The organism is Pseudomonas sp. SDO5591_S426 (assembly GCF_054070755.1).
In genome coordinates, this window is sequence record NZ_JBSVXD010000443.1 from 1 (window position 1) to 246 (window position 246).

The window sequence follows — 246 nt, forward strand, 5'->3', positions numbered from 1 at the left end:
TGCCGGCTTGCTCGCAAGCAAGGATTTCCAGACCTTTGTAATAGCCTCGGTCGGCAACCACCGTCAGCGATTCGGCCTCGATTTCTTCACGCGCCTGGTTCGCCATATTGCTCAGTTGCCCACGATCATTACCAACGTTGGTCACCTCATGGGCAACGATCAGATGGTGTTTATCGTCGACAGCTGTTTGGACGTTGTAGCCAACCGTTCCGGTGCCTCGGCCGCTCGTGGCCATTGAGCGTGCAT

Annotated in this window: 1 protein-coding gene; it reads right to left on the reverse strand. The window is 56.1% G+C overall.

The window, feature by feature from the left end; all coding sequences use genetic code 11:
* The coding region (locus ACW9JC_RS30485; protein WP_457459710.1) for a transposase at nucleotides 1-246 on the reverse strand (246 nt) is incomplete at both ends.